Source organism: Proteobacteria bacterium CG1_02_64_396 (assembly GCA_001872725.1).
Lineage (GTDB): Bacteria > Pseudomonadota > MNWR01 > CG1-02-64-396 > CG1-02-64-396 > CG1-02-64-396.
Map to the genome: position 1 here is coordinate 60,469 of MNWR01000065.1, position 22,438 is coordinate 82,906.

23 protein-coding genes are annotated in these 22,438 nt (G+C 64.1%); 10 read left to right on the plus strand and 13 right to left on the minus strand.

Features of this window, described 5'->3' with window-relative positions; genetic code table 11:
• From AUJ55_07655 to AUJ55_07675, 5 genes are all read right to left on the minus strand, one after another.
• Positions 1 to 363 carry an RNA polymerase-binding protein DksA gene (locus tag AUJ55_07655; protein ID OIO56913.1) on the minus strand — a complete coding sequence of 121 codons (363 nt, stop codon included), beginning with the start codon at positions 361 to 363 and terminating at the stop codon, positions 1 to 3.
• Between the two features lie 43 nt (positions 364 to 406).
• Entirely contained in the window at positions 407 to 2,377 is a 1,971-nt protein-coding gene (locus tag AUJ55_07660; GenBank protein OIO56883.1) for a hypothetical protein, read from the minus strand.
• A gap of 171 nt (positions 2,378 to 2,548) precedes the next feature.
• The gene (locus AUJ55_07665) at positions 2,549 to 3,361 is read right to left on the minus strand and encodes a hypothetical protein (protein OIO56914.1); all 813 of its coding nucleotides are present in this window, start codon (positions 3,359 to 3,361) and stop codon (positions 2,549 to 2,551) included.
• A complete protein-coding gene (locus tag AUJ55_07670) occupies positions 3,361 to 4,152 on the minus strand; it encodes a hypothetical protein (GenBank protein OIO56884.1) in 792 nt (263 codons plus the stop codon). Before AUJ55_07670 ends, AUJ55_07665 begins: the two co-directional genes overlap by 1 nt.
• Complete coding sequence (locus tag AUJ55_07675; protein ID OIO56885.1) at positions 4,145 to 5,002, minus strand: hypothetical protein; 858 nt, start codon at positions 5,000 to 5,002, stop codon at positions 4,145 to 4,147. Before AUJ55_07675 ends, AUJ55_07670 begins: the two co-directional genes overlap by 8 nt.
• Before the next feature lie 128 nt (positions 5,003 to 5,130).
• On the opposite strand from AUJ55_07675, the gene AUJ55_07680 reads away from it, so the two are divergent.
• Positions 5,131 to 6,693 carry a hypothetical protein gene (locus tag AUJ55_07680; protein OIO56886.1) on the plus strand — a complete coding sequence of 521 codons (1,563 nt, stop codon included), beginning with the start codon at positions 5,131 to 5,133 and terminating at the stop codon, positions 6,691 to 6,693.
• Between the two features lie 82 nt (positions 6,694 to 6,775).
• Entirely contained in the window at positions 6,776 to 7,444 is a 669-nt protein-coding gene (locus tag AUJ55_07685) for a hypothetical protein (GenBank protein OIO56915.1), read from the plus strand.
• 62 nt (positions 7,445 to 7,506) lie between these two features.
• Here the strand turns inward: AUJ55_07685 and AUJ55_07690 are convergent, their stop codons facing one another.
• Positions 7,507 to 7,935 carry an NADPH-dependent 7-cyano-7-deazaguanine reductase QueF gene (locus tag AUJ55_07690; GenBank protein ID OIO56887.1) on the minus strand — a complete coding sequence of 143 codons (429 nt, stop codon included), beginning with the start codon at positions 7,933 to 7,935 and terminating at the stop codon, positions 7,507 to 7,509.
• A 149-nt stretch (positions 7,936 to 8,084) separates the two neighbouring features.
• Here AUJ55_07690 and AUJ55_07695 point away from each other — a divergent pair, with 149 nt between their 5' ends.
• Positions 8,085 to 8,345, plus strand: coding sequence for a hypothetical protein (locus AUJ55_07695; GenBank protein ID OIO56888.1), 261 nt, complete (start codon positions 8,085 to 8,087; stop codon positions 8,343 to 8,345).
• A gap of 89 nt (positions 8,346 to 8,434) precedes the next feature.
• On the opposite strand, the gene AUJ55_07700 is transcribed toward AUJ55_07695, so the two are convergent.
• The 4 genes from AUJ55_07700 to AUJ55_07715 all read right to left on the minus strand — a co-directional run bounded on the left by AUJ55_07700 (position 8,435) and on the right by AUJ55_07715 (position 11,709).
• Positions 8,435 to 9,541 (minus strand): hypothetical protein, encoded by a 1,107-nt coding sequence (locus tag AUJ55_07700; GenBank protein ID OIO56889.1) that lies wholly within the window; start codon positions 9,539 to 9,541, stop codon positions 8,435 to 8,437.
• Positions 9,542 to 9,694: 153 nt separating this feature from the next.
• Positions 9,695 to 10,429, minus strand: a complete 735-nt coding sequence (locus AUJ55_07705) for a hypothetical protein (GenBank protein ID OIO56890.1) — start codon at positions 10,427 to 10,429, stop codon at positions 9,695 to 9,697.
• Positions 10,398 to 11,138: a hypothetical protein gene (locus AUJ55_07710; protein ID OIO56891.1), complete on the minus strand. Its 741-nt coding sequence runs from the start codon at positions 11,136 to 11,138 to the stop codon at positions 10,398 to 10,400. The genes AUJ55_07705 and AUJ55_07710 overlap by 32 nt, the downstream gene beginning before the upstream one ends.
• 175 nt (positions 11,139 to 11,313) lie before the next feature.
• Positions 11,314 to 11,709 (minus strand): hypothetical protein, encoded by a 396-nt coding sequence (locus tag AUJ55_07715; protein OIO56892.1) that lies wholly within the window; start codon positions 11,707 to 11,709, stop codon positions 11,314 to 11,316.
• Between the two features lie 51 nt (positions 11,710 to 11,760).
• On the opposite strand from AUJ55_07715, the gene AUJ55_07720 reads away from it, so the two are divergent.
• Complete coding sequence (locus AUJ55_07720; protein OIO56893.1) at positions 11,761 to 14,370, plus strand: hypothetical protein; 2,610 nt, start codon at positions 11,761 to 11,763, stop codon at positions 14,368 to 14,370.
• Here AUJ55_07720 and AUJ55_07725 read toward each other — a convergent pair.
• Positions 14,367 to 14,861: a hypothetical protein gene (locus AUJ55_07725; protein OIO56894.1), complete on the minus strand. Its 495-nt coding sequence runs from the start codon at positions 14,859 to 14,861 to the stop codon at positions 14,367 to 14,369. The two genes, AUJ55_07720 and AUJ55_07725, sit on opposite strands and share 4 nt — an antisense overlap.
• Positions 14,845 to 15,909: a hypothetical protein gene (locus AUJ55_07730; protein ID OIO56895.1), complete on the minus strand. Its 1,065-nt coding sequence runs from the start codon at positions 15,907 to 15,909 to the stop codon at positions 14,845 to 14,847. The genes AUJ55_07725 and AUJ55_07730 overlap by 17 nt, the downstream gene beginning before the upstream one ends.
• A 300-nt stretch (positions 15,910 to 16,209) precedes the next feature.
• On the opposite strand from AUJ55_07730, the gene AUJ55_07735 reads away from it, so the two are divergent.
• Positions 16,210 to 16,569 carry a hypothetical protein gene (locus tag AUJ55_07735; GenBank protein OIO56896.1) on the plus strand — a complete coding sequence of 120 codons (360 nt, stop codon included), beginning with the start codon at positions 16,210 to 16,212 and terminating at the stop codon, positions 16,567 to 16,569.
• A 12-nt stretch (positions 16,570 to 16,581) separates the two neighbouring features.
• Here the strand turns inward: AUJ55_07735 and AUJ55_07740 are convergent, their stop codons facing one another.
• The gene (locus AUJ55_07740; GenBank protein OIO56897.1) at positions 16,582 to 17,121 is read right to left on the minus strand and encodes a hypothetical protein; all 540 of its coding nucleotides are present in this window, start codon (positions 17,119 to 17,121) and stop codon (positions 16,582 to 16,584) included.
• A 122-nt stretch (positions 17,122 to 17,243) separates the two neighbouring features.
• Between AUJ55_07740 and AUJ55_07745 the strand changes: the two genes are divergently transcribed.
• The 5 genes from AUJ55_07745 (at position 17,244) to AUJ55_07765 (ending at position 22,257) form a co-directional block, all read left to right on the plus strand.
• Positions 17,244 to 17,996 (plus strand): leucyl/phenylalanyl-tRNA--protein transferase, encoded by a 753-nt coding sequence (locus tag AUJ55_07745; GenBank protein OIO56916.1) that lies wholly within the window; start codon positions 17,244 to 17,246, stop codon positions 17,994 to 17,996.
• A 27-nt stretch (positions 17,997 to 18,023) separates the two neighbouring features.
• A complete protein-coding gene (locus AUJ55_07750; protein OIO56898.1) occupies positions 18,024 to 19,145 on the plus strand; it encodes a hypothetical protein in 1,122 nt (373 codons plus the stop codon).
• A gap of 212 nt (positions 19,146 to 19,357) precedes the next feature.
• Complete coding sequence (locus tag AUJ55_07755; GenBank protein ID OIO56899.1) at positions 19,358 to 20,284, plus strand: hypothetical protein; 927 nt, start codon at positions 19,358 to 19,360, stop codon at positions 20,282 to 20,284.
• Positions 20,284 to 20,757, plus strand: coding sequence for a hypothetical protein (locus tag AUJ55_07760; protein OIO56900.1), 474 nt, complete (start codon positions 20,284 to 20,286; stop codon positions 20,755 to 20,757). The genes AUJ55_07755 and AUJ55_07760 overlap by 1 nt, the downstream gene beginning before the upstream one ends.
• 108 nt (positions 20,758 to 20,865) lie before the next feature.
• Positions 20,866 to 22,257, plus strand: coding sequence for an argininosuccinate lyase (locus tag AUJ55_07765; GenBank protein ID OIO56901.1), 1,392 nt, complete (start codon positions 20,866 to 20,868; stop codon positions 22,255 to 22,257).
• Positions 22,258 to 22,438: the final 181 nt, after the last annotated feature.

A 22,438-nucleotide genomic window follows, 5' to 3' on the forward strand; every position in this document is an offset into this window, starting at 1 on the left:
CTATTCGCCACGTAGTTTTTCTTCTTGTTCCTGTCTGGTTTTGCATTCGATGCAGTAGGTGGTGACAGGCCGCATCTCTAAGCGGGCCTCGGCAATTTCGTCGCCGCAAGCGTCGCACATGCCGTAGCTGCCGTTGTCGATGCGCTCCAGAGCCTTGTCGATCTTGTTGATCAACTTGCGCTCCCGATCTCGCAGACGCAGCTCGAAGTCCATTTCGGATTCGAAGGTTGCCCGATCGGCGATGTCGGGGTAGTAGTCGGTGTCCTGCTCCAGCTCGTTCAGGGAACGGCGTGCCTCGCGCAGAAGGTCCTGTTTCCAGGCGGTTAATTTGCTGCGGAAATGTTCAAGTGTTTTTTCGTCCATCATGGTCGTTCGCACTCCAAACAGGGGTTGGGGGGCGTGAGCGTCAGGGCTGGCGCGTCACGACGGTGATTGCCTGCATGCAACGCATGCAGCGGTTGGCCTCGGCAAGTGCCTCTTCTTGAGATAGGCCGACCTCGCATTCGCGGAAATCGACGACTCGCTGATCGGCGGGCACCCAGGTGCTGTTGAAACGCTCCAACCCACCCGGCAGGGGAACCTGCTCCTGCTTATCGTAGGGCTTGAGTTCGCGGATGACTTTTTCTAAACGGTCGTATTCCGCGACCGTACAGCGCCCTTCCCTGATGAACTGTTCAATATAAACGGCCGATCGATTGCCGTTGCCTATGGCCAAAATTAGGTTTTCAGGGCCTGTTTGGGCATCGCCAATGCAAAAAACGAACGGATTGTGGGGCGATTGGCGAGTGAAGCGGTCGACTTCGATGTTATCCCATTTATTCAGCACCAAATGGTCTTCTTCCCGGATCCAGGTCATGTCGGGATCCTGGCCAATGGCGCCGATGACCGAATTGGCCTCCATTTCAAAGTTGGAGCCCTCGACCGGAGTGGGACGTTTGCGCCCGGTGCCGTCGTCAAGCAGCTCCATTTTGACCATTTCCAGCCCCCGCAGCCTCCCATCGGGGTGGGTGAGGATTTTGATTGGGTGGGTGTAGAAATGAAATTGCACCCCCTCGTCCTCGGCGTCGTGGACCTCATGCTCGTGGGCTGGCATGTCTTTTCTGCCGCGGCGGTAGATCAACAGGACCTCGGCGCCGTTACGGCGGGCGGAGCGCACGCAGTCCATCGCCACGTTACCGGCCCCCACCACCATGACCCGCTTGCCCATTTCGAGGGGGACCTGAAGGTTGACGTCGCGCAGATAATCGACCGCTGTGGTGTAACCGGGGATGCCGTCGTCCTCCCCTTCAAGCCCCATCTTTTTCGAAAGATGGGCGCCAATCGCCACCGCTACCGCCCCAAAGCCGCGCGCCTTGAGGTCGCTCAGGGTGAAATCGCGCCCCAGACGCTGGTTGTATTCGATCTTGACCCCGATGCGCTCGACCTCGTCGATCTCGTATTGCAACACATCGGAGGGGACCCGGTAGTCGGGAATCCCGACTTTGACCATTCCCCCCCCCTTCGGCAGCGCCTCGAATACCGTGACCTTAACCCCCCGCTCGGCCAGGTTGAAGGCGCAGGCAAGCCCCGCAGGACCGGCGCCGATCACCGCCACCGGGGGCAGGGCAGCGACGTCGGGGGCCGGTTGCATCGTGACCCGGTGTTGCAGCCCAAAGCGCAGTTCATTATCGAAAACAAACCGTTTCAGTAGCCGGATGTTGATGGCCCGGTCGACGTTTTCGCGGCGGCATGACGATTCGCAGGGGGCGTAGCAGGCTCGGCCCAATGTGCCGGGCAGGCAGTCGGTTTCGCGGATCAGCTCAAGCGAACCTTGAAAATTGCCGTGTTTGATGCGCTCGATGTACAAGGCGATATCGGTGTGGGCGGGGCATTCAGCGGTGCAGGGGGCCATCTGGGTCGAGTGACTGTTCAGGGCGCCATCGCGATTGGATCCCTGGGCGATGGCCCGCTCCAGATCGCCCTGAAAGTGGACGAGCAGGTGTTGAATCGGCAAAGGGGCTTTTTGCCCGAAGGAGCACATGCTGCCGGTGTTGACCCGGTGGCATAGCCGCTCCAGACGGGTCAAATCGTCGGGCTGGCCGTTGCCGGCGGCGATGTCGTTGAAGATGTCGAGCATGACCCGGGTGCCGACCGGGCAGGGCAAGCACTGGCCGCAGGAGTGGGCTTGAACCCCCTCCAGGTAATGGATGGCGGCATCCACCACGTCGACCTCGGGGTTGTAGAGGACAATCCCACCCCATCCGAGGATCGCGTCGGGGGATTGGTCGGGGCCGAATTTGACAGGGAGTCCGGCGCTCTTGGCATCGGGCGCTTGATCGGGGGTGGTCCGGTGGTCGATAAGCTGACCGTTCCAGGTTGAAAAAACGACGTTCGACATGGGTTTAAAGGCCTTATCGACAGCGTAGATCTAAACGAGGACCGTCCGATTGGAAAGCCCCGCACAGGAATCGCAAACAGGCAGGGAAAAAAGCCCCCTCGGCGCCCGCAAAAAAGCGGTAGAGAATTGACTTTTTTGACCGATCGTCAAGAGAAAATGGGGTGACGATCTTCATCGCGCCGCGATGGCCGAACCCTTGAAGGCCAGGGAGGCCAAGAAAAGGGTGGTCAGCACCAGAACGATGGTGGCCCCCACCGGCCAATCAAAGCGCCAGGCCAGGGCGATTCCCCCCAAAGTGCCGGTTACCGCCACCCCCAGAGAGCTTAGTAGCAGCACAAAGGGGCGGTGCGACCAGCGCCGGGCCGTGGCGGCTGGGGCGATCAACAGCGCCGAGGCGAGCACCACCCCCACCATTTTGATCGCCAGCACCGTGGCCATCGCCAAACCCAGCAGCGCCAGAAGTTTGAGCCGCCCGGTCGCCAGCCCGGCGGTTCTGGCCAAATCCTCATGAAAACTCATGATCGTCCACGACTCGAACAGCACCCCCGCCAGAATCAGCAGCCCCACCCCCGCAGGAACCAGTAGTTCCAAATCGGCGTGGGTTACCGCCAGCAGATCGCCGAATAGGAAGCCCATCAAATCGGGGGTTGGAGCGGGGTAGAGGCCGACGAGGAGAACCCCAAAGGCCATAGCGGCCGAGAAAAAGATGCCAATCACCGAATCGTCGGGCAGCCGCCCCCGGGTGGCGGCCCAATGAATGGCGGTGGCCACCCCCATGGCAAACAACATGGCACTGCCCAGGGGGGAGATCCCCGCCACCCAACCGATAGCGACCCCCCCGAAGGCGGCGTGGCCGATACCCACCCCCATGAAGGCCAGTCGTTGCAGCAGCACGATGACCGAAAAGGCGCCAGTCACCAGAGCAACCACCAGACCTGCAATCACCGCATCGAGCAAAAAGGGGTAGGTTTGGAAGAGGGCAATCATGGTGCCGCTCCGTGACTATGGGTGCAGCCGATGCAACGGTCGTCGTGGGCGATGATCTGAATATGGTCGCCGTAAAGATCACGCATCACCGCCTCGGGGATGGGGCTGCCGCGATGGCCGTGGTAGTGGATGCGGCGGCGCAGGCAAGCGATTTGATCGACTCGGGCGCTAATCACCCCGATGTCGTGCCCCACCATGACGATCCCGACCCCTTCGTGGGCCAAACTTGCGGTCAGGCGGTAAAAACGTTCCTGGCCGCTTAAATCCATGCCGGTCTCTGGCTCGTCGAGCAGCAGCAACGCCGGTTGATTCACCAGGGCGCGGGCGATCATTACCCGCTGTTGCTGCCCTCCCGATAGAGCGCCGAAGGGGGTGTAGGCGAAGGGGGCCATCTCGACCCGATCCAGGCAGGTGGCGGCGCGCTCCTTTTCTTGGGGCGATAGCCAAGGGCGTAGCGGATGCATCGCCCGCAGCCCCATCGCCACCACGTCGATGGCCCGCGCCGGAAAGGTCGGATCGATGCTCAGCCGCTGGGGAACATAGCCGATGCGCCGTTGCACCTTGGGGGGGCGGCGGCGGGTGACGTTGTGCCCCTCAATCGAGATCGCCCCGGAGGTGATGGGAATCAACCCGGCGATGGCCCGAATCAGGGTGGTTTTGCCGCCGCCGTTGGGGCCGACGATGCCGAGGAATTCTCCCCGGCTCAGGGCCAGGTCGACCCCTTCAAGGATCGTCTGCCCCCCCAGGTGAACCGACAGGTCGTCGATGCGCAGAATGGGCTCATTCATGGACGGTTCCAAAAAGGCGGTCGAGATTGCCCCCCATCATTCCCAACCAACCCCCGTCCCGACGCCCCAGGGTTTCCCAAATCACCACCCGTGCCCCCGCCTCATTCGCCACCCGCCGAGCCAGGGCAGCGTTATGGGGGGGCTCGGCCAGGACGACCGGATCGCCATGCCGTTTCATCGCGGCAACCAGCCGGGTCAAGGTGCGGGGGGAGGGGGCGCCGCCGGGGGGGGCGAGCCAGCCGCCGTTGGCGATGCCGATATGTTCGAGCAGCGGTAGGGCGGCGCCGTGGCTGCTGACGACATACAGGTCGGGGTGATGGGATGCTTGCAGATGCAGGGTATCTTCGAAGGCGTCGAGGTTGGCCAACCACCACTTCAGGGCGGGAGCGAAATCGGAGCCGGGAAGGATTTCGCCCAACCGTACCGTCATCCGCTGGGCTGCCAGCCGCATTTCGTCTGGGTCCATCCAGGAATGCAGATGAAGGTGCCCTTCTTCCTTGTTGTGGTGACCCTCTTCAGGCTCTGATTCGGCAAACAGGGCCAAGTGGGGTGCCTGGCGCAACCACGATTCGATCCCCGCCTCGCTGCCGTCGCCGACGAAGACGACCAAATCGGCCCTCGCCAACAAACGGGCCTGGGAGGGGCGCAGGGCGAAGGCGTGGGGATCGCTCCCCTCGGGCATCAGAATGTCGACCTCAACCTGACGATCAGCCAGGGTTTCGACCCACTGCGCCATCCACGGCATGGTGACGACGATGCGGGGGGCGGCGCTGGCGACCCAGGGGATAACCCAAAACAGGGCGATCAAGGCGACGTAGCGCTTGAGCGATACAGAATTCAAGGGGAACATCCCTGGTGTGACGAGTGGCATTAAGGGGAGTCTCCTGCCCGTAGGTGGGATACCCCCGAACGTTGGAACATCCGTGGGGCGATTGGCCACGTGGTGAATGGTTGGCGGTCGCCCCCGAAAGGCCCCGAATGATCCTGGTAAACAGCACCGCCATGCAAGGCGCCGACCGGCGCGCCATCGACGAAGTCGGAATTTCTGAACATGCACTGATGGAGTTGGCGGCCAATGCAGTGGTGCGCGAGGTGGTTCGATGTTGTGCCGAGCGGCCCCGGCACGCCCTGGTGCTGGTCGGCCCCGGCAACAACGGCGGCGACGGTTTGGCGGTGGCACGACGGTTATTGGGACTGGGTTGGTCGGTTCGGGTTCGCCTGCTCCCCTCACCCGAAGCACTCACAGGAGCGACCGCCGAGCAGCACGGACTGTTGCAACGGGCGACCCCAAATCTCGATTGTACCCGCATCGGCGGGGGTCCAGGCTTGTTGGCCGACCTGATTTGGGCCTCGGTGATCGTCGATGGACTGTTCGGTACCGGATTGAGCCGTCCCGTCGAGGGGCCGGTGGCGCGGGTGGTTGATGCGGTCAACGGCAGCGGTACCCCGGTCATCGCCATCGACATCCCCTCCGGGGTCGACGCAAGCAGTGGCGCCATCCTAGGGGCGGCGATCCAGGCTCACACCACGGTGACCTTTGCCGTCCCCAAAATGGGCCACTACCTCACCCCCGGTCGGTGGCATCGGGGTCGGTTGGTGGTGGCCGACATCGGAATTGTGGTGTTGGAACAAGATGCCAGCGCCCAGTTGTTGACCCAGGCGCAGATCGCCCAGTGGTTGCCTCGCCGTACGATGGATCAACACAAGGGGCAGGGGGGACATACGGTGGTGATGGGGGGCTCGATCCCCTACCTGGGCGCTGCCACCATGGCGGGGTTGGGGGCGGTCGCTTCGGGGGCGGCGCTGGTGACGTTGTCGGTTCATTCCAGCCTGGCCAAAGAGGCCCGTATGGGTTATCCCGGTTTGATGGTGGCCTCGGGCAATCCCGAGGCGCCCGGCTGGCCTCGGGGCAAGGTTGCCTCCTTGGTGATCGGTCCCGGATGGGGCGATGAAGGGCTGGCTTACTGGTTTGCGGTGGTGATGGGGGATGGCCCCTGGTGTGGTTTGCCAACCGTCTTTGACGCCGACGCCTTAAATATTTTGGCCCATGATCCCGGCCTGCGGGCCTGCGATCTGCCCCTGAACCCCTCGATCCTCACCCCCCACACCGGGGAGGCGGCTCGATTGCTGGCCATGAGTGCGGAGCAGGTGCTTGAAAACCGAGTGGCGGCGGCTCGTGTCCTGGCCGAGAAACACCGGGCGGTGGTGGTCCTTAAAGGGCCGTCGACCTTAATCGCCGCCCCCGACGGACGCTTGGCAGTCAACCCCACCGGCCATCCTTTGCTGGCTCAGGGAGGGACGGGGGATGTCCTCGCCGGGATCATCGGTGGCCTGCAAGCACAAGGGATGGCCTCTTTCGAGGCAGCCTGTTGCGGCACCTTCCTTCACGGATGGGCGGCTGAACGCCTTGCCGAACATCAGGGTGAAAGCGGATTGCGCCCTGAGCTACTGGCTCAAGAGGTCGGGCATTTGCGGGGGCAGGTCGAACGGTGGGGGCAGGGAAGTTTGATCCACCGGGAGCACGAGTTCATACCTGCGTAAACCAACGAACAATTAATTCATTTTGAGTCGGCATCGGCCGACCTGTGCACGGGGAGGAATTGAAGTCATGCGTAATCTCATCATGCAGTCGCTATCCCACATCGATCTGTTCCGCGCCTTGACCGAGGATGAGCTCCAGGAGCTTTCCCGGTCCGCTCAGCCGGTGCGGGTGGGGGATAAAACCACCCTGATTGTCGAGGGGGAGGCGGGGGATACCCTGTACTGCATCCTCTCGGGCAAGGTGAAGGTCGCCCTGAGCGACTCCGAAGGGCGGGAGATCGTGCTGACCTACCTGGGGGAGGGGGAGTTTTTCGGCGAGATGACCCTGTTCGACAACCGCCCCCGTTCGGCCAGCATCACCACCTGCGAAGAGAGTGAGTTTTTCGCGATTCAGAAGGATCAATTCCGGGAATTCCTTGGCACTCATCCCGGCATCATGCTCCACCTGATCGAATCGCTGGTGGCGCGGCTGCGGGCCACCGATTCCAAGGTCGAAAACCTCGCCTTCCTCGATGCCGCCGGTCGTATCGCCCACACTTTGGTGGAGTTGGCCGAACAAGACGGTCGCTACACCAAGGGGGGCGACATCATCGTTCCCCGCCTGACCCAGCAAGAGATCTCGGAGCTGGCCAACACCAGCCGCGAGATGGTCTCCCGCGTGTTCTCAGACTTCGGCCGTCGCGGCATCATCACCGTGGCCGACAAGCACATCGTCATCCACAAAAAGCTGGGGGCGTTGGGGCAGGGGTAAAGGGGGGCGCAGCAGGGGGGCAGCGGTAGGTGGATCAGCGCAGCGCATCCACCTGCCCCACCTCAGCGATGGTGGGGCGGCTCCAAATGGCGCAGATCGGTCCCTGGTAGCCGCAGTTCGGTGGGGGCCCAGCCGTCCTGCTTGTGCTCGACCTGCACGATGGTCTGAATCCCGCCGCGCACGTAGAAATCCCCCACCAAGCGCAGCCAGCGCGGATCGAGCAGCTCGATGAGGTGATCGGCGATCCGATTGGTCACCGCCTCATGGAACGCCCCCTCATTGCGGTAGCTGAAGAAATAAAGCTTGAGCGATTTAAGCTCGACACAGGCCAGCCCCGGCACGTAATCGAGGGTGAAGACGGCGTAGTCGGGCTGCCCGGTTTTGGGGCACAGGCAGGTGAATTCGGGGTTTTCGATGTGGATAAGGTAATCCCGATCCATGTTGGGATTGGGGAAGGTCTCAAGAATCTCGAATTGCTCAATGTCGCTCATGTCGGTCCACCTGATCGGTTGCAAAGGGCTGGGGAGTCTACCGATTTTGCTTCGCCGTGCATCCGCTTGCCGCTGCGGAACCACGGAGCCCATCCGATTCCAACGGTCGTCTTCGGGTATCCATTTGCACAGCAAACCAAGGAGTTGTTATGCCCCCCGCAAAACGCCAGACCGATTTCCACCCGACGCCGACCCCGCAACTCATCCCCTCGCCGGGGGGGCCAACGACTGGCGGCTCGGTGGAACTACCCCAGAACGTCGCTGAACCCTCCGCCTCCGAGACGGCCGATATGCTGATTTGCGTCGGGCCGTCGGACGCCGAAGTTCCCGAAGCCTCCCTCGTCGACCTCAAGGGTCCCGATCAAGAGGACATCTTTATCAAGAATCCCACCGTTCTCATCGGTGGGTGACTCTTCCCGCGCCCCGGCGCGAGGTTGGGTGGCGCGGCGGCACGGTGTGCGAATGTCGAGCGGGTATGGGGGGAGGTGAAGGAAGGGGATTACCCCTCCACCCCCCGCACCGCAAACGACAGCGCCTCCCCGGCGACATCCCCCAAACAAAACACGGTGTGCCAGTTGCAGTGCTCGATGCTCGCCTGGGGCAACAGCAGCACGTCGCCGGGATGCAGGATCGAAGCGAAGCCCCGCTCGACCAACATGCGGATGAACTCGGGGGTGCGGTTGAGGAGCTTATCGAGCACCGCGTGATCCTCCTCCTCGAACCAGCTTTTGAAGCCGACGGGATCGCTCCAGCGCCGCCGGAAGGTCTCCACCCCCGCCGCCCCCATCGAGGCCAACATCGCCGCCTCGTTGCCGGGCTGCCCCAAAAAATCGCCGATCTGCTCGATCAACACGGTTTTGGGCATGGTCAGCCAGAAGGTGGCGCCCGACATCTGGGCGTAGACGACCCCGGCGTGCCCCCGCTCCACATCCTGATGGAACTGCGCCCCGCCGTCGGGGGCGTTGAAGTAGACGATGCGCTCCACGTAGGCGACCCGCTCCACCCCCAGCGCCCCCGCCATTAAGGCGCCCAGCCCCTCGTGCTGCGACACCGCCGCCGACTCGGGAAAGATGGCCTCGCACAGATCGGCAGCGAGCTGCTGGCGCTGCCAATCGGCCGCCACATCCTCGAACCCCTCCATCCCGAACGAGAAACGAAAACGCAGCGATTGCTCGTGCTCCAGCAGGGAGAGCCACGACAGCTTGCACCACAGGTTTTCCCCAATGATTTGATCCCCCTCCATGGCGTCGAACTCGACCTTGACGATCTCCTGGCAGTCGGCGGCGTCGCGGTAGGCGGCCAGGGTTTCGAAGCGGGGGAGGAGGCGGGCCTGGATTTCGCCGCGGTCGAAGAGGGTTTCGGGCTCGTCGCTCGCCAGCACCGCCCGCATCAGTTCAAAAGCGGCCTGAATGTCGGCGGCGTGAGCGGCGACCCCATCTTTGAGCAACCCCGGCAACACCACCGCCTCGGCCGCACGCCAGCGCCGGGCGACCTCTCTGGGGGAGGGGGTATCGGGGGCGCCGGATTCGGACACGTAGCCGAGCAGGGTTGCGCGGCGGGTTAGGGGCAGGGCGTTGGGGCGGGGGTCGGAATGCAGAGCGATCATGGGGGCTCCAGGGTGGGGGCGAGGGGGAATCCCATTGTAGCGGCCCTTCATGAGAGATTTGTAGGAGCGCCGCCCCCGGCGCGATGATTCAGCCTGCCCCAGGCCAATCCGCAGAGGGTAGATCATCGCGCTGAGGGCGGCGCCCCTACGAATTCATTCGGATTCCACCCACCTTGCCGCCGTCGCCACCGCCAACGCACAGGCGGTTTCAACCCGCAGCACCCGTGGCCCCAACCCCAGCGGCAAAATCCCCCGCGCCTCAAACCAAGCCAGATCCTCGTCCGACCACCCCCCTTCAGGCCCCACCAAAATCCCCACCGCCGTGGGCAGTGCATCCCAGGGGCGGAGGGAGTAGGCCAGGCGGTCTTCCCGCGCCGCCAGCCACACCGTCCTCTCGGGGCTGCTGGCCACCACCTCCTCCAGCCTTTGCAGCGCCCCCACCAGCGGCAGGTCGCCCCGGCGGCACTGCTTGGCCGCCTTGAGCGCCTTGCCCTGCCAGCTCGCGTCGCGCCGTTGGGGTTGTTCTTCCAGGGATTGTAAGCTTTTGGCGGTGATGGTGGGGATCACGGCGGTGGCGCCGCACTCCACCGCCTTTTCGACAATCCACTCCATCCGGTTTTTATCGGCCAGTGGGGCGGCCAAAACAACCGGGATGGGGGGCTCGGGGTTGGTGATCGGCTCGATGGGAAGCAGTTCGGGCAGGTCGGCGCCGTCGAGTCGCCGCATCCGCCACCAGGCGCCATTCGGAGCGACGGCGGTAAAGGCTTGGCCGGGGCGAATATCCCAGGCGCTGAGCGCCCCCTGGGCCGAGGCGGGCAAGCGCTGTCGCTCCCCGCCAACGACCGGGGCACCCAGCTCAACGCGATTGCGGGCCGTGGTCCAGGGCATATTCGATGGCCTTGACGACCCCTTCGAGGATCTTCGCCTCGCGGGTGGTGAGTTCGGCGCGTTGAAAGATCTCGCGCAGGCTCAAACGCACCGAATCGCTCCCCTGGGGATTGAAGAAGGGAACCTGTTCGAGCATGGCGAACAGGTGCTGATTGAAGTGCTCCACCTGGGCCGCCGAGGCGAGGTTTTTGCGGGGGGCGGGGCGCTCGGGAGTGCCGGCTTGGCGCAGGGCGAACAGGGTGGTCAGCACCGCTTGGGCGACGTTGAGGCTGGTGCCGTCTTCGGCGGTCGGGATGGTCAGCAGCCCCTCGGCGGCCTCTAAATCCTCGTTGGTCAGCCCGGAGCGCTCGGTGCCGAAGAGGATCGCGGTCGGTTCGGCGCTGGTGGCCACCCGGGGGGCGATGTCTTGAATCTCGATGGGCTTGGAGATCCAGCGCCGGGTCCGGGCGGTGGTGGCAAAAACGTGCACCCGGTCGGCCACCGCTTCGGCCACCGTGGCGTACACCGTGGCTTGGCGGACGATGTTCACCCCGTTGGCGGCAAAATCGTCGGCGTTGGGGTGGGGGAATTCGTAAGGGTCGACCAGACGCAGATCGCTCACCCCCATGTTTTTCATGGCGCGGGCCGCCGCCCCGATGTTGCCGGGGTGACGGGGGCGGACCATGACAACGGCGATATGGTCGAGATCGATTTTTCGGGGTTGGCTCATATATCTCGATAACTCGTAGAGCGCCGCCCTCGGCGCGATTGTGTGTATGCCGCCTCGGCGTGCTGAAATGGCTGGAATGTGGCGAGGAAGGTGGATGCGCTGCGCTGATCCACCCTACCGCCAATCGGGGGGGACGTAGGGTGGATCAGCGCAGCGCATCCACCGGTTTTTCAGCTTATTCGGTCGGCACCACCGAGGCCTCCATAATCGCCTCCATCTCTTCGTCGGAAAACCCGAAGTAATGCCCCACCTCGTGAATCACCACCTCTTGAATCAGGGCGACCACATCCAGATCGAACTCGCTGGCCTCTTTGAGAATCGGGCGGCGGTAGAGGTGAATGGTGTCGGGTAGGGCCCCTGCGTACCATGAACCGCGCTCCTCCATCGGGATCCCCCGGTAGAGGCCGAGCAAACCGTCGGGATCGTCGATCTCCATCTCTTCAAGGGTGTCGGCGTCGGGCCGATCCTCGACGAAGAAGGCGACGTTTTCGATGGCATCGCGGAACGGTTGGGGCAGCCCCGCCATGGCGCGGGTGACCTCTTGTTCGAAAATTTTCATGGATATGTTCATGGGGGGATTGTGACACGGCGTAGGGCAAACGACGAAACGAGGCACACGGTTTTGGTGGTGCCTCATCTGCACGCCGATCTCGATGCCTTTGCCTCGGCGCTGGGGGCGGCGTTGCTGTTCGAGGGGGCGGTCGTCACCCTGCCCGGCGGCACCGACCGCTCGGTCACCCACCTGCTGCAAGCGGGGATTGAGCCCGGCATTGTGATGCTGGGCGAAAAGCAGGCGCTCACCCTACTTGAAGATGGGGGGGTCGAGCGCATCGTCTTGGTCGACACCGCCAGTCCCGAGCGCACCGGCCCCTTCGCCCCCTATGCGGAGGCCCTTCCTCTGACCGTCTTCGATCACCACCCCTCCGAAGCCCCCCCCGCCGACGATCCGCGCATCGAGTGGCACAGACAGACGACCGGGGCCAACACCACCCAGATCGTCCAGCTGTTGCTGGCCCGGAATTGCCCGTTGACCCCCGATCAGGCCCTGATTTTGGCCGCCGGCATCATGGAGGACACCGGCTGGCTCGCCTATCCGGTCGTGACCCCCGCCGATCTGCACGCCCTGGCCGATCTTGTGGCATGCGGCGCCCGGCTCGACCGGCTGGCCCAACTGCTCGACCGCCCCCTGACCGAGGATCAGGTCCATCTGCTCGGCGATCTGCTCAACACTCTGGAGGAGGCGGTGATCGAGGGGGTGACGGTCGCCTGGTCGACCGCCGCCTGCGAGCGCTACATCGAGGATCTCTCCATCGTCACCCAGCGTTTGATGCGCATCCACCCGGTCGACGCCCTGGTGGTCGGGGTGCAGATGGAGCGGCGGATGATCCTGGTGGGGCGCAGCGCCGTCCCCGACCGGGTCGACATCGGCCATCTGTTCATCCCCTACGGTGGCGGCGGACACCCCCAGGCGGGTTCGGCCAACCTCAAGGGGGAGACCCTGGCCGGGGTGCGGGCTTGGCTCCCCGGCGCTTTGGCCCAGGCGGTGTTGCCGGGGCGGCGCGCCGCCCAGGTGATGAGCCGTCCGGTGCAAACCGCAGCCCCCGACGAGCGTTTGAACGAGGTGACCCGGCGGATTCACACCCTGGGGGTCGGCGGACTGCCGGTGGTCGAGGGGGGCAAAGTGGTCGGCTGGGTGGCGCGGGAGACCGCCGACCGGGGGGTCCACCACGCGTTGGGGGATGAGCCGGTCAGCCGGGTGATGGCGGGGGAGGTGCCGCTGTTCGGAGCCGATTCGGGGCTCGATCCCATCGTCCGCGCCATCATGGTCGATGGGCGGCGCTGGGCCGGGATTGTCGATGACTCCGGCGATCTCATCGGCTGCATCACCCGCACCGATTTGCGCCCGGTGCTGGCCGAACGGATGGGGGGCGAGGTCGGCTCCGGCGCCGAGATCGTCAAACGCCGCAACCTCTGGCGCCGCCTGAGCAAGGCCCTACCCGACCCCGCCTTGGCACGATTGACCGCCATCGGCGACCAGGCTCAGGCGATGGGGATGGAGGCCTATCTGGTCGGAGGCGGGGTGCGCGATCTGCTGCTGAATCGTCCGGGGCTCGACCTCGACATCGTGGTGGTGGGGGAGGCGGTGCGCCTAGCCGAGCAATTCGGCTTCGAGCACCCCGAGATTCACGCCGCCACCCATCCCCCCTTCGGCACTGCGACCCTGGTTTATCCCGACGGGCAGCACATCGACATCGTCACCGCCCGAGCCGAACACTACCCCCATCCCGCCGCGTTGCCGGTGGTCGACCGGGGACCCCTCGGTCTCGATCTGGCCCGGCGCGACTTCACGGTCAACGCCCTGGCGATTGCCCTAGACCCTAAGCGGCGCGGTGAATTGGTCGATCCCTACGGGGGGTTGCGCGATCTGGAGGACCGCAAGATCCGGGTGCTGCATCCGCTTTCGTTTGTTGAGGATCCCACCCGCATCTACCGGGCGGTCCGTTTTGAGGCAACCCTCGATTTTCGCATCGGCCCCCAAACCCTGCGGCTGCTGCGCGACGCGGTGAAACAGGGGTATCTGCAACGGCTGACCGGCAAGCGGATCGGGCGGGAGCTCGATCTGATCCTGCGTTCGATCCGCCCCGCCGCCGCCATCGCCCGCATGGGGGAGCTGGGGGTTTTGGCCTGCCTGCACGACCAACTCGACGGCGCCGCCATCGCCGCCCGCTTGGAGGCCTTCGAGCCGGTCGACCGCGCCGCCACCCTGCTCGCCCCCGACCTTAACAGTGACGCCGCCACCGCCCGGTGGGAGCTGCTGCTGCTTGATCTTCAGGCCGCGCAATGGGGGGGGCTGCTGGAGCGGATCGAATGGTCGGGACGGCGCTTGAAGGAGCTGCGCCGCGACCTGGGCCATCTGCAAGCGATGGCCTGGGGAGCCCCGCCCAATCCCGAGGACGCTTGGGCGGTGGTGCTGGCCTGTCGCGATCTGTCGCCCGAGGCGCTGCGGGTGGTGATGGCGCAAGGGGGGGCGGTTTGGGAGCAGGCGGTCGCCGCCTGGCTGACCCGCCTGCGCCACCTCAAACCCCAATCGACGGGGGAGGATTGGAAGCGCTGGGGGGCAAGGCCGGGGCCGGGGTTCAAAACCCTGCACGATGCTTTGTGGCGGGGGGTGGTGGAGGGGACGATTGATGGGGTCGAGGGGGAGGAGCGGGTGGTGCGGGGAGGGGTTTAGATGGGGTTTTGCCAGCCCCATCGTTCGAGCTGTTGGGCGACCTCCCCCCAAGGCAACCGACTACCGGCATGGCGCATCCGTTGGTACCCCTGCGCGGCCTGACCGATGGTGATGTGTTGTTCCAAAACCAGCCGTTCGATGAGCCACAGTGTGCCCTGGACCTGGATGTTGGCCGAACGGGCCGCTTGAGCTAGACGGCGGTCTCCCGTCAACAGTGGGCATTGCTCCTGGTGGGCCAGGGCCCAGGCAAACAGGTCGTTGTCGCCGAGGGATCCATACGTTTTCTTCAACTGGATAACGAACTCGATGCTCTGCCCCCGAAGTTCCAAAACGCGCAGCCCCAGGGTGGGCAATTCGGGGTAATGAGGGGCCAGTTCCTCTTCAAACAAGATGTCCGGCACCGCAAAGGTATCGGGCAGCGCGAACATCGCAGACAGCAATCCCCCCGCCTCCATGTCGATGAGGATGTTGCTGTCACTGATCAGCAGCATGGGAACATTCCATGTTCCGGCAGGCGCGAAGTTGCGCCAGATTCATCCCCAGCAATTCCGCCGCTTTCGATTCCCCGATCAGATCCTCCGCCAAGGCGCGGTACACCCGCTGTTCGAAAAGTCGTTCCTCCTCTTGGCGATATTGGGGCTCTGGCTCCCGTTGTTTCCAGCCGCGACTGCGCATCAATTGCCAAAAGGTGGACATGCCGCTCTTGGAAAGAATGCCGTTTTCGGCGGCGCGGAAACTCCATCCCCCCATGCTCAGCCCCCATTCCTGCTTGAGCAGCATCAGCTCTTGCGGCTCCAACCAAGTGCGGCTTTGCCCCAGGGCGTTGAATACGGCGGGTTTGGGGACGAGGAACGACCCGGCAAAACGATGGCAGGCTTTTTCTTCGTCTAAAGCGGGGTTCAAGCGGCCATGGAGTACCAAGTGGCCCAGCTCGTGGGCCAAGGTGAAACGTTGGTTGTCGCCTGGCCAGCTTTTACCAATCACCACCACCGGTTTGCCGTTGGCCCGGGCCGACAAGCCGTTGAATTTGTCATGGGCGTTGTAGGCGACGGTAAAAACCTTGATGCCGCGACCTTCCAGAGTGTCGATCAGGTCGGGGATGGGGTTGAGCCCCAGATCCCAGGCGCGGCGGACCTGGATGGCCACCGCTTCGATTTGGTCGAAATCGACGACGGTTTCGGGAAGGCCATCCGGTAAGGCAAATGGGGTCGACCAAGAGGTGGGGATAAACCGCTCCAACTCCAGCCAACGTTCGAGATGGTCCCCTACTTCGGCAAGAACCTTGGTCTCTTCACGATCACTTAGCGCCGGATTTTTCCGGTAGCTGATCTGTTCCAGGGTGATCTCGACCTCGCGAAAAAAGTACTCGACCCGTACCCCCAAAGCTTTGGATAGGGCCAGGAGAACCCCCGACGAGGGGACGATTTCATCGCGCTCATACTTGGAGATGGCCATGGCTGAGATCCCAGCCTGTTGCGCCAAGGCACGGAGTGGAAGTCCTGCGGCTCGGCGGGCCTGCTGAATGCGTCGGCCGATCATGACGGCTCCTTTGGGTTTACATTACTATCTAAAATGTAACGTTTGCGTAAACCTACTGGACCTACTATCTTCCAGTCAAGTTCACGCTGTTTCCATTCCAACATACTCGAAAGAAGGGGTTTTTTATGGCAACCAATCCCCCCAAAGGCGACGGTCACCGCAACGGCGCGGTACGTGATCGCTCCCAAGTTTACAATCCGCAAAACGACCGTTGGACCAAGCGGAATACCGAAACCGGGCGGTTCATGGATCAAAAATCGGATGGAACCCCTTTCAAAGGGGTTCGAAAGGAGAAATGACATGCCCAATGCCGTAGCCCATCGCATCGGTGCTGGACTTGTTGTTGGCGGGGCATTCATCGCCGAGGAGATCCGGCAGGGTAAAGTCACCGAAAAATCTCTGGTTGGTGGGGGTGTCGCGGTGCTGTGCGACACTCTTCCCGATTTTCTGGAACCAGCCCTGCATCCCAACCATCGGGCTGTTTTTCACAGTTTTGCCCTGTTGGCGGCGGGTGGTTTCGGGTTGTACAAACTCCACGAATGGGAACCCGAAACCGAAGGGGAGAAGTGGTTGCGGGTTTTGGGTTTGGCAGTGGGTGGCGCAGTTGCCGTCCATCTGCTCATGGATGCCAAAACCCCCAAGGGATTGCCGCTTTTTTGATGTGAGGGGGCTTCACGCCCCCTTCCAAACCTTAGGCGCCACCAGCAGGTTCTCATCCCCCGCCCCCACCCAAACCTGCCCCTCTTGAATCGTCACGTTGAGCTCCAGCGACCGCTCCGCCAAGTCCGCCAGTTGTTTGACTTCACCCTCCTCCAAATACAAAACGGTCAGGTTGTCGAAGCGGGCCAGCTTGCCTTCGATCCCTTTCCACCACACCAGGGCGGGCCGCCCGTAGGCGAGCACCACCGCCCGCTCCCCCCGGTTGCACCCCTTGCGGATCCGTTTTTCGTCGGGCATCCCCACCTCGATCCACAGCGTGATCGCCCCGGTGTCGTCCATCTGCCACAGCTCCGGCTCGTCGTCGCTGCTTAAGCCCTTGGTGAATTGCAGGTTTTCTTCTGCGAAGAGGGCGAAGGCGAGCAGGCGGACCATCAGCCGTTCGTCGTTTTCGGAGGGGTGACGGGCCAGGGTGAGGTCGTGGTCGGCGTAATACCCCCGGTCGAGATCGGAGATGTGCAGGGTTGCCTTGAAGATCGTCGCTTTGAGGGCCATGAGATGCTCGCGGGGGAGGATGCGGGAACGGGGGCGCAACCATAACCGGAAAACCGCCGGTGGTGGGGAACCCGGCGGGATCGCCCCTTGCTCTGCCGCCACCTTTGCGTTTGCATCCCCTCATGCGCCATCCCCGTTACATCGCCCCCGGTGACGAGATCACCCCGCTGCCCGATCCCGAATGGGCGTTGGAGGAACCCAACGGATTGCTCGCCTTTGGGGGGAGTCTGACCCCCGCCCGGTTGATGGAGGCCTACCGCAAGGGGATCTTCCCTTGGTACAGCCAAGGGCAGCCGGTGCTGTGGTGGTCCCCCGATCCCCGCACGGTGCTCTTCCCCGCCGACATTCACGTCAGCCGTTCGCTGGCCAAACTGATCCGCCGCCACGGCTACGCGATCACCTTCGATACCGCCTTTCGCCAGGTGATCGAGGGGTGCGCCGCCCCCCGCTCCGACGCAGGCGGCACTTGGATCCTCCCCGGGATGATCGCCGCCTATACGACCCTCTTCGAGATGGGACACGCCCACAGCGTCGAGGTCTGGCACCACGACCAACTGGTGGGGGGGCTGTACGGGGTGGCGGTCGGCAAGGTCTTCTGCGGCGAGTCGATGTTCAGCCGCCGCGCCAGCGCCTCGAAGGTGGCGCTGGTCTACCTCGCCCGGCAGCTTGCCCGCTGGGGTTTTGGGGTGATCGACACCCAGTTCACCACCGATCATCTGCTGAATATGGGGGCGGTGGAGATCGCCCGCCGGGATTATCTGGCTCTGCTGGCGTTGCATGGCGGGCGCCCCGGTTGGGAGGGGATTTGGCGGGTGGAGGACTGCGATCCGCTGGGGAACCCGTCCGCCCCCGACGCTTCGGAATCGCCCTCGTAATTCCCCGTTCATTCGATAGGAGCCCCCGTGCCCGTTTCCCGCCTTGCCACCCCCGAGGGGACCGCCCGTTACCGAGGCCGTTTTCCCCATCTGCCCCGCGACCACTTCCGCACTTTTTACCACCTGACCGTCTCCTCCATCGGCATCGGCACCTATCTGGGCGATCTGAGCGAGGCGACCGACCGGATGCAAGAGCAAGCGCTGGTCGATGCGGTGCTCGGGGGGATCAATCTGATCGACACCGCTTCCACCTACCGCTGCCAGCGGGCCGAGCGGGCGGTGGGGCGGGCTTTGAAACGGCTGGAGGAGGAACACGGCGTGACGCGCGATGAGATCGTGGTGGTCACCAAAGGGGGGCTGCTCGCCTTCGACGGTGCCCCTCCAGATGACGTTGCCGCCTGGTTTCACGACAGCATCGCAGCGCCCGGTTTGGCGACCCTTGAAGATCTGGCGGGGGGCTACAGCCTGCTCACCCTGCCCTTCATCCAAAACGCCTTGGCACGAAGTTTGGAAAACCTCGGCCTCCCCGGGGTCGATGTCTATCTTCTCCACAACGTCGAGATGCAGCTCGACCGGGTCGCCAAGGGGCAGATGAAGGATCTGATCACCCCGTTGTTCGCGTGGTTGGAGGGGGAGGCCGACGCGGGGCGGGTCGGTCGCTACGGCGTGGCGACCTGGGATGCCTTGCGGGGTGATTTCAAGGATCCCCACTACCTGAGCTTGGCCGCCTTGCAGGCGATGGCCAAGCAAGCGGCGGGGGAGGGGAAGAGGCCCCGGTTGGGATTTGTGGAATTGCCCCTCAACCTGGGGATGGCGGAGGGGTTCACCCGCTTCAATCAGGCCACGGGCGAGGGGAACGTCGCCTCGGCGGTGATGGCGGCCCATCAGTTGGGACTGACGGTGCTGACTTCGGTCCCCCTGATGCAGGGGCAGTTGGCGGCCGGGGTTCCCGAGCCGTTGGCGGCGCTGACGCCAAATCTGACCCACCCCGCCCAACACGCCTTGCAATTCGCCCGTTCCACCCCAGGGGTGGGCACGGCGGTGGTGGGGCTTAAAGCGCCGGAACATGTGGCCCAGGCGTTGGCGGTCGCCGCTGTCGGCCCCCTGAAACGGCAGGATTATCTGACCCTGTTTCAACGGGCCGAGTGAGCGTTTTTTTGACGGGTTGGGGACCCGTATGAGCGACGTGGGGGAGCGTCGCGACCGTGGAGGTGTGGCGGAACGGGGTGGATTGTAAAGCGGGGCCATGTTTTGGCCGTGCCATGCAAAATCGGCCCAAAACCATCCCCTATTCCGCCATGCTTGTTCGGTAAGCGGCCCCAAAAGGGGCCATTCGTTTTTTTGCAGAAGGAGAAACCTCCGTGCGTCGACTCATCTTCACCACCGCCGCCGCGACCCTCTTGGGGGGCGCCGCTCTTGCCGACAACATCTCGGTCACCGGGCCCGTCCCCACCCCCGAGGGGTTTGTGGTCACCGTCCACAATCCCCCGAAGGCGCGCCCTGGCCTGATCGCTGCCGACGGCACCCCCACCCCCCTGCTGGAAGATCGCGACCTGGAGGCTCGGGTGCTCGATGCCGGAGGCGGCATGGTGCTGATGTTGGTCAAGGTCTCTGACCGCGATGCGGTGTTGCTGAGCAAGAATGGGGATGTCGGTTACCGGGTGCTCAATATGCCTATCGACATCGATGGCCGTATCGCCTCCGGGGCGCTCGACACCGCGGCCGGCAAAGCGGTGGTGGCGGTTTCCGATTCCAGCGCGTCGCTCCCCAATGCCAACCGTGATGCCCGTTTCTTGGGGCAGCGTTGGCGTAGCGATCATCCGACCCGAAACATCAGTAGCCGTCTGCACGATGGTTTGAATCCCTGGCTGGTCGAAATCGATCTTGCCTCGGGGCAGGGGCGCCTGCTGACTCGGGGTAGCCAAGCCTCGGCGTTGCCGGGCGGGGCCGGGTGGGTCTTCGCCCGCTACGATCAGCGCACCGCCCAGTACGACCTCTACCGCTGGAATCGCGGCGATGGCTCGGTGGTGGCGGTGACCCAAACCCCCCGCCGGTGGGAGGTTTCCCCGGCGGTGTCGCCCGACGGCAGCACGGTCGCCTACACCGTGATGGCCAACCCCGAAAAGGGGCGGGTCGAGACGATGCCGCTGGCCGGCGGCAACGAGACGGTGGTGACCGACGGCCCTCTCGACGAGGCCCCTCGCTGGATCGATGACCACAACCTGGTGGTGCAGCGTTTTCTCGGCAATGGCTGGGGCATCAAAACGGTGCCGATCCCGGCCCCATAATGGATCGGATCCACATCCCCTCGCCGGTGGGCTGGCTTGAGATCGCTGCCACGGGTCGGGGAATCGCCCGGATCGAGATTCTTCCCCAAGGGGAGGCGGGCGTGATGCCCGCCTCCCCTTGGCTTTTTCAGGCAGTGAGCCAGTTCGACGCCTACTTCGCCGGACGGCGCCCCCGCTTCGATCTCCCCCTCGACCTGAACCCCACCCCCTTTCAGCGGGCGGTGTGGGATCGCCTGTTGGCCATCCCTGTCGGGCAAACCCGCACCTATGGCGACATCGCCGCTTCGATCGGCCAGCCGGGCGCGGCCCGCGCCGTCGGGGGGGCGATCAAGGCCAACCCGGTGCCGATCCTCATCCCTTGCCATCGCGCCACCGCAGCGGGGGGCAAGCTGGTTGGGTTTTCGGCGGGGGAGGGGGTCGTGACCCAGCGGGCGCTGCAAGCGTTGGAACGGGGGTGGGTTGAGCGGGGTTGATCGCCCCCTGCCCCCCCCGAACAAACGCCACGGTTTGGCCTTCCCCCCCGTATCTGCAACAATCCGCGCCTTTTTCGCAGATTCCCCAGCACAAAGACGGACCCCACCATGAGTCAACCGACCGAGAAGCCCTGGACCGGACGTTTCACCGAGCCGACCGACGCCTTCGTCGAGGCCTTCACCGCCTCCATCGATTTCGACCGCCGCCTGTACCGCCACGACATCCGTGGCTCCATCGCCCACGCCACCATGCTGGGTCGGGTCGGGGTGCTGTCGGCGGATGAGGTTGCGGCCATCGTCGAGGGTTTGCAGGGGATCGAGCACGAGATCGAGCAGGGGGTGTTCCAGTTTTCGATCAAGCTCGAAGACATCCACATGAACATCGAGCGCCGCCTGACCGACCGCATCGGCGAGGCAGGTAAGAAGCTGCACACCGGGCGCTCGCGCAACGATCAGGTCGCCACCGACGTGCGGCTGTGGCTGCGCGACGAGATCGACACGATCTGCGGGCAGATTCGTGCGTTGCAGCGGGGCATTCTCAACCTGGCCGAACAGCACGCCGCCACCATCATGCCCGGTTTCACCCATTTGCAGGTCGCCCAACCGATCACCTTCGGCCACCACCTGCTGGCCTACTTCGAGATGTTCGACCGCGACTTCGGGCGGATGCTCGACTGCCGCAAGCGGCTCAACGAGATGCCGCTGGGCTCGGCGGCGCTCGCCGGGACCACCTTCCCCATCGACCGCCCCTTTGTCGCCGCGCAGCTCGGCTTCGACCGCCCCATGGCCAACTCCCTCGACGGGGTCAGCGACCGCGACTTCGCCATGGAATTCTTGGCCGCCGCCGCGATTGTGATGGTCCATTTCTCGCGGCTGTCGGAGGAGCTGATCCTCTGGTCGACCTCCTCCTTCGGCGGGCTGGAGATGTCCGACGGCTTTTGCACCGGCAGCTCGATCATGCCGCAGAAGAAAAACCCCGACGTGCCAGAATTGTTGCGCGGCAAGAGCGGACGGGTTTTCGGCAGCCTGATCGGCCTGCTCACCCTGATGAAATCGCTGCCGCTGGCCTACAACAAAGACATGCAGGAAGACAAAGAGGGAATCTTCGACGCGGTCGACACCGTGAAGGGGTGTTTGAAGGTCACCATCGACATGCTCCCCGCCATGACGGTCCGCCCCGAGGTGATGCGGCGCCTGGCCGCGCAGGGCTTCTCGACCGCCACCGATCTGGCCGACTACCTGGTCCGCAAGGGGATGCCGTTCCGCGAGGCCCACGAGGTGGTGGGCAAACTGGTCCGCTACTGCATCGAGAGCAACCGGGATTTACCCGACCTGACCCTTGAAGAGCTGCAAAACCAGGGCAGCCCGATCATCGAGCGTGACATCTTGGGCGGCCTGACGGTCGAGGCCTCGGTGGCGGCCCGCGCCCATGTCGGCGGCACCGCCCCCGAGCGGGTGCGCGAGGCGGCGGCGGCGGGGTGGCGGCGGATCGGCGCGTAACCGCAAACTCTTCGGCCCGGGGGGTGAGTGTTTGGGGTTTGGGTAGGAGCGGCGCCCTCGCCGCGAAGCTTTTGCTCCATCCCGGGGTTTTAATCTGCGTTCATCTGCGGAAAAAACGTTCTTGATTCGTCCGCCACGAGGTTTTTCGATGTCCCCTCGGCTCCTCCTCCTCGTTGTCGCT